Source organism: Polynucleobacter sp. (assembly GCF_044342855.1).
Taxonomy (GTDB): domain Bacteria; phylum Pseudomonadota; class Gammaproteobacteria; order Burkholderiales; family Burkholderiaceae; genus Polynucleobacter.
Map to the genome: position 1 here is coordinate 63,371 of NZ_JBIIPA010000008.1, position 6,068 is coordinate 69,438.

General features: G+C 48.7%; 7 protein-coding genes. 4 read left to right on the forward strand and 3 right to left on the reverse strand.

Annotated elements, in window-relative coordinates; genetic code table 11:
* Nucleotides 1–573 (forward strand): chorismate--pyruvate lyase family protein, encoded by a 573-nt coding sequence (locus ACIQZ3_RS04400; RefSeq protein WP_397390709.1) that lies wholly within the window; start codon nucleotides 1–3, stop codon nucleotides 571–573.
* Here ACIQZ3_RS04400 and ACIQZ3_RS04405 read toward each other — a convergent pair.
* Entirely contained in the window at nucleotides 570–1,379 is an 810-nt protein-coding gene (locus tag ACIQZ3_RS04405) for a uroporphyrinogen-III synthase (RefSeq protein WP_397390711.1), read from the reverse strand. The two genes, ACIQZ3_RS04400 and ACIQZ3_RS04405, sit on opposite strands and share 4 nt — an antisense overlap.
* Nucleotides 1,380–1,401: 22 nt before the next feature.
* Nucleotides 1,402–2,382, reverse strand: coding sequence for a hydroxymethylbilane synthase (gene hemC / locus ACIQZ3_RS04410; RefSeq protein ID WP_397390713.1), 981 nt, complete (start codon nucleotides 2,380–2,382; stop codon nucleotides 1,402–1,404).
* 43 nt (nucleotides 2,383–2,425) lie between these two features.
* Here hemC and argH point away from each other — a divergent pair, with 43 nt between their 5' ends.
* From argH to ACIQZ3_RS04425, 3 genes are read left to right on the forward strand one after another with little or no spacing between them, the layout of a single operon-like run.
* Nucleotides 2,426–3,844, forward strand: a complete 1,419-nt coding sequence (gene argH, locus ACIQZ3_RS04415; RefSeq protein WP_397390715.1) for an argininosuccinate lyase — start codon at nucleotides 2,426–2,428, stop codon at nucleotides 3,842–3,844.
* A gap of 5 nt (nucleotides 3,845–3,849) precedes the next feature.
* Nucleotides 3,850–4,401, forward strand: a complete 552-nt coding sequence (locus ACIQZ3_RS04420; RefSeq protein ID WP_397390717.1) for a TRAP transporter small permease subunit — start codon at nucleotides 3,850–3,852, stop codon at nucleotides 4,399–4,401.
* Complete coding sequence (locus ACIQZ3_RS04425) at nucleotides 4,398–5,930, forward strand: TRAP transporter large permease subunit (RefSeq protein ID WP_397390719.1); 1,533 nt, start codon at nucleotides 4,398–4,400, stop codon at nucleotides 5,928–5,930. Before ACIQZ3_RS04420 ends, ACIQZ3_RS04425 begins: the two co-directional genes overlap by 4 nt.
* A gap of 43 nt (nucleotides 5,931–5,973) precedes the next feature.
* Here ACIQZ3_RS04425 and ACIQZ3_RS04430 read toward each other — a convergent pair.
* Nucleotides 5,974–6,068 (reverse strand): IS3 family transposase (locus tag ACIQZ3_RS04430; RefSeq protein WP_397390723.1); only part of this gene is annotated, 95 nt, incomplete at its 5' end.

Consider the following 6,068-nt stretch of genomic DNA (forward strand, 5'->3'; position numbering starts at 1 on the left):
ATGGTTCACCGTCGTCGCCTCCGTTCTGCATGGAATCGAGTCGATTCCGGTGAATTGCGCCAAGCGCCACGTAAGTGGCAGCCTTGGCTCAGCGATACCGGTTCTTTAACCCAAAAAATTGAACGTGCAATTGGACAAAAACTAGAAGTTCTAGTTTTGCGAGATTGCCGTCAAAACCTAAATAGCGATGAGAGTCGCTATTTTCATTTCAAGATCAAACGTTGTCGCATCAGAGAGGTATTGCTTTGTGCCAATGGCATTCCGCTGGTGATGGCGCATAGTATTATCCCCAGCACTAGCTCAAGCGGTAGTAACCACGAGGTTTTGCGCCTAGGTAAAAAGCCTTTAGGTGCAGTGCTATTTGCCAAAACACGCATGCACTCCAAACAGAAACCACCTCGAGAAATGGCGCGCCTAGATAAAAAAAGCGCCCTGCGGAGAAAATGCTTCCAGCAATATCCAGAACTGCCATCAGTCAATTGGGCAAGACGGACGCTATACCAACTGAAAGGTCGCCCACTCTTGGTAAGCGAAGTATTTCTGCCGGCACTACTCAACTACCCTGGCAATTAAATAGATAACCAAGCTTGCGATGCGGCAATCAAAGCCTCATCGCCAGGCTCGCAAGCAAACACCTCACCAAAACCAATTTGCTCGGCAGCATCAGCAATATTGTGATGTGGGCAAATAGCTGTTGCGAGATCGAGTGGTAATTTTGCTTGACCTAAATAGCGCACTGCCTCGGATGAGGTGAGAAGCCAAAGTGATTTAGCAAAATCCATCTCATGAATATCGTTCCAGACAGGGCTATTGAAATCTAAAGGCACACGCGCATAAACCGAGATTGCTTCTACTTGCGCACCAACCTGTTTTAAAGTTTCAGCCAGCCAGTCGCGCCCACCCTCACCTTTGAAGATGAGGACATTCTTATTAGACCAATCCCATTGCAACTTCTGCAATTCAGCCCATAAGCCCTCGGAATCCCATTGCGCGTTGTTCTGAGGAAGAATGACTGTCGTGGGATTGCTCTCAGCACCGATGCCATGATTTTTGAGGGCTGCCATGCTACTGCCTCCCATAACTCCAACAGGCAAAGGCTTGCCAGAGAAATCTTGCCAAGATTGCTGAAGTAAACGCATCGTGCATTCAATTGCATTTGGACTAACGAAAATTGCCAGGTCTGCAGTCTTGAGTGCTGCAGTAATCTGCCCCATCAAAATATCATCACCCTTCGGAGCAATCGTCAGCAGAGGTAAAGAAATAATCTGGGGAAAGGTTTCTTTCGGAAACCCACTATCTACTAGACGTGTCTGCAATGCTTCTGACAATTGGCGAGCCTGTCCGCTTGGGCGGGTAATGACAATGGTCTTATTACTCATTAGCGAATTACCTTGTTACCACTTACTTTGGCAAACCATTAGGTAATAAACGCTCGGCGCCTTGTGAAATCAGATCGCGTGCAACCGAGAGACCCAAAGCCTCTGCGTCTTCCAAACTCTTTACCGCGCCTTGAGCGCTAGCCAAACAACTTGCAGTGCCATCAACGCTAGCAACAAAAGAACGGATGTTCATGTGATATTGATCCCAGGTGGCATAAGCCGCTAAAGGCACTTCACAAGAACCGCCTAATTGGCGTGACACCATACGCTCAGCAGTGACCGCATAAAGAGTTGGCAGATCATTGAGAGGCGCTAGCCACTCTTTAATATTGGGATGCTTGCCGAGGGTTTCGATGCCGAGCGCGCCCTGTCCAGCGGCTGGCGTGTACGGATCAATCGGTAACAGCGCACGAATACGACTTTCTAAACCCAATCGCTTAAGTCCAGCGGCGGCCAAAATAATGGCCTGATATTCACCACGATCGAGCTTGCCGATACGGGTATCTAAATTGCCACGCAAAGGCTGAATCACTAAATGAGGGAACTTCGATCTCAGGACTGACTCACGGCGTAAGCTAGAAGTACCCACTATTGCGCCTTTTGGCAAATCCTCTAGACCGGCATAGTCATTGGAGACAAAGGCATCATGCGCATCTTCCCGCGCCATGACGCAGGACAAATCAAAGCCCTCGGGCATGACCATGGGCACATCTTTCAGAGAGTGCACAGCCAAATCGGCCCGACCGTCCTCCAAGGCAGTTTCGAGCTCTTTCACAAATAAGCCCTTACCGCCTACTTTAGAGAGGGCCTTATCCAGTATTTGATCACCCCGGGTAGTCATCCCTAGGATCTGCACGTCGCACGCTGGATAGAGCTTTTTAAGGCAATCCCGGACGTGTTCCGCCTGCCACATGGCAAGGCGACTCTCACGGGAGGCAATTACCAGGCGCTGAGGGGCGGCAGATACGGGGGATGTAGAGCTAGAAATGGGGGTTCGGGACATAACATTTAAAATAATTAAAGACCTACACCAATATACTGCGTTTATGAGCTCATCAAATAATTCCCTTGCCAACAAAGCCCAAGCTTGGTCGGCCCGTTTTAACGAACCCGTCGACGAACTAGTTCAGCGTTATACCGCCTCTATTGGCTTTGATCAACGCTTTGCCTTGGTTGATATCGCTGGATCTTTGGCTCATGCTGAGATGCTGGCTACCCAAAAGATTATTAGCACTCAAGATTTGGCGGATATTCAAAAGGGTATGGCACAGATCAAAGCCGAAATCGAAGCCGGTGAATTTAACTGGCAACTCGCGCTGGAAGATGTGCACCTCAATATCGAAGCTCGCCTGACTGAATTAGTTGGTGATGCCGGCAAGCGTCTTCACACCGGTCGCTCACGTAATGATCAAGTAGCTACTGATCTACGTCTGTGGTTACGTGGCAGCGTTGATCAAATTGCAGCCACCCTGAAAACTTTACGCATTGCCTTGCTTGACCTTGCTGAGACTCACTCCGCCACGATCATGCCTGGCCACACTCACTTGCAAGTAGCGCAACCCATTACTTTTGGTCATCACTTGATGGCCTATTATGAAATGTTTAGTCGCGATGCAAGTCGCCTGGCTGATTTACGCGCCCGCTTTAATCGCCTACCCCTAGGTGCCGCTGCTTTAGCCGGAACAACCTATCCGATCGATCGCGAGCAAGTTGCCAAGACCCTAGGTTTTGATGGCATCTGCAATAACTCACTTGATGCCGTATCTGATCGCGACTTTGCGATTGAGTTCTGCGCCTTTGCATCCATCTTGATGATGCATGTCTCCCGCTTATCTGAAGAGCTAGTGCTGTGGCTTAGCCCACGCTTTGGCTTTATTGATTTACCGGATCGCTTTTGCACTGGTAGCTCGATCATGCCGCAGAAAAAGAATCCAGACGTTCCTGAATTGGCCCGCGGCAAAACTGGTCGCGTGTATGGCGACTTGATCTCTTTGTTAACTTTGATGAAGAGCCAGCCATTGGCTTACAACAAAGATAACCAAGAAGACAAAGAGCCTTTGTTTGATGCAGTCGATACCGTACAAGACACATTGCGTATCTTCGCTGATATGGTTCCGCATATTCAGGTTAAGGCAGAAGTGATGAAAGCCGCAGCCGAAGAAGGCTTTGCAACAGCAACTGACTTAGCGGATTACTTGGTTAAAAAGGGTTTAGCGTTTCGCGATGCCCATGAAGCAGTAGCCCATGCTGTTAAGACCTGTGTTGGTCGTAACTGCATGCTCACTGATTTAACGCTTCCTGAATTGCGATTTGCCTGTGGCTTAGATAATCGTCCAGAGTTGATGGGCGATGATGTCTTTGCTTTATTGACGGTTGACGGCTCTGTTAACTCTCGTCAACATGCTGGTGGCACCGCTCCAGCGCAAGTGCTCGCCGCAATCAAACGGGGTCGTGCAGATCTCTAAACTGCATGGGCTTTTGGGGAACACTCTCAACAGGAATTGACCGCCTAAATCAATTCCTAGGCAAGATCGCTAGCATCATGATCTTGCTGTCTTGTGTAGTGTCAGCTGCCAATGCCGTTCTCCGCTATAGCTTAGACATGAGCAATAACTGGCCACTGGAGTTGCAGTGGTATTTATTTGCCGCAGCTGTGATGCTAGGCGCTGCATACACCCTCAAACGCAATGAACATGTTCGAGTCGACTTAATTTACTCGCAGCTTTCCGATCGTGGTCGCCTTTATGTTGACCTATTTGGCTTGATTGTCTTTTTAATGCCAGCCTGCATATTATTTACCTGGCTATCTTGGATCACGCTGTTTTATCCCTCATGGTTAATCTCAGAGCATTCACTCAATGCAGGTGGTTTGTCGCGTTACCCCATTAAGTTTGTTGTGCCTTTTGGTTTCTTTATGCTGGGCCTGCAAGGCTTATCCGAAATCATTAAACGCATTGGCGCACTCAAGGGTAAAGAAACATTGCCCGCCGCTGACCTCCATTATGAAAAGCCCATGCAATGATTCCACTTGAATGGATGCCACCGCTCATGTTTGGCGGCCTCATTGTGTTTATGTTGATCGGCTTTCCGGTCGCCTTCTCTTTGATGGCTGCAGGATTATTTTTTGCTGGCATTGCAATTGCTGAGAATTTCTTTGGCTGGCCATTTTTGCAAGCTATCCCTCAACGTATCTTTGGCAGCGTCCTCGCCAACGACCTACTGCTAGCAATTCCCTTCTTCACATTCATGGGCGCCATACTGGAGCGCTGTGGCCTTGCCGAAGAAATGTTGGACTCGATGGGTCAGCTCTTTGGACGCATTCGGGGTGGTCTTGGTTACTCAGTGATCATTGTGGGATTTATTCTGGGAGCAATTACCGGCACAGTAGCTGCTCAGGTGATCGCTATGGCGATGATTTCTCTGCCGGTGATGATGCGTTACGGCTACAACATGCGCTACGCTACGGGCGTTTTGGCGGCTTCTGGGACCATTACCCAGTTAGTACCGCCCTCTTTAGTCCTGATTGTCCTAGCTGACCAATTAAAAACCCAAAGCGGCAGTGCTGATGTGGGCAGTATGTATTTGGGCGCCTGGGGTCCATCCCTCCTGCAAATTGGTCTTTTTGCCCTCTACACCTTCTTCCTTTCTCGCTTTAGACCTAACTACCTACCCGCCGCCCCTGAAAACGAACTCACCCTTACAGGTTGGGCGCTCTGGAAAAAATGCCTCATGGGAATCATTCCTTCGGCAGCGTTAATTTTCTTGGTACTGGGAACGATCATGACAGGCATCGCCACGCCAACCGAATCTGGCGCCATGGGTGCGATGGGTGCTTTGCTCTTAGCCTGGATACGCAGGGCAAGCATTCCCAACCTTAAAGGATTAATACAGGAGGCTTATCAAAACACCATGCGCATTACTGCGATGGTGGTATTCATCTTGATTGGCTCAACTTGCTTCTCGGTTGTCTTCCAAGGTGTTGATGGTGGTCACTGGGTAGAAGAGTTATTTTCCAATCTGCCGGGCGGTTGGGTAGGATTCTTGGTAGTTGTGAACTTATTTGTTTTCTTCTTGGCATTCTTCTTGGATTTCTTTGAAATTGCTTTCATCGTTGTACCCATGCTGGCACCAGTCGCAGTCAAACTTCTTTCACCGGTACTACTTGCCTCCATGAATGGCAATCCTCAAGCCGCAGCTAGCGCTGCGCTAGTCTGGTTCGGAGTAATGCTCTGCGTGAACATGCAAACCTCATTTATGCATCCACCATTTGGATTTGCACTGTTCTATTTGCGCGGCGTTGCACCGAAAGAAGTGAAGAGCAGCGATATTTATTGGGGTGCGTTACCTTGGGTTGCTCTGCAACTCATCATGGTGGTTGTGGTTGCAGCATTTCCAGCATTGGTTACCACTTTGCTAGATAAGCCAGCAGCAGTGGCTCAGAGCCAGGACTTTAATTTCACTGGGAGTGATGAGGCTAAATCGGAGGCGCCTTCAAGCAAAGTAGATGAAGATGCACCGGTAGTCTTTCAACTCGATAAGCCAAGCAAGTAAAAAATCACCTCATGAACTAACCCCCAGTAGTTGGACAGTTTAGTTAGGTTAGCACGAGGGATTGAGTTCGGTAATTTACCGGGCTCAATCTCTTTAGTTTTTGTTTGATTCGATCATGGTTGTAGTAATGGATATATT

Bases quoted from the DNA above. Each gene is read 5' to 3' on its own strand.
- ACIQZ3_RS04400 (WP_397390709.1), top strand. From the start codon at position 1: ATGGTTCACCGTCGTCGCCTCCGTTCTGCATGGAATCGAGTCGATTCC.
- ACIQZ3_RS04405 (WP_397390711.1), bottom strand. From the start codon at position 1,379: ATGAGTAATAAGACCATTGTCATTACCCGCCCAAGCGGACAGGCTCGC.
- hemC (WP_397390713.1), bottom strand. From the start codon at position 2,382: ATGTCCCGAACCCCCATTTCTAGCTCTACATCCCCCGTATCTGCCGCC.
- argH (WP_397390715.1), top strand. From the start codon at position 2,426: ATGAGCTCATCAAATAATTCCCTTGCCAACAAAGCCCAAGCTTGGTCG.
- ACIQZ3_RS04420 (WP_397390717.1), top strand. From the start codon at position 3,850: ATGGGCTTTTGGGGAACACTCTCAACAGGAATTGACCGCCTAAATCAA.
- ACIQZ3_RS04425 (WP_397390719.1), top strand. From the start codon at position 4,398: ATGATTCCACTTGAATGGATGCCACCGCTCATGTTTGGCGGCCTCATT.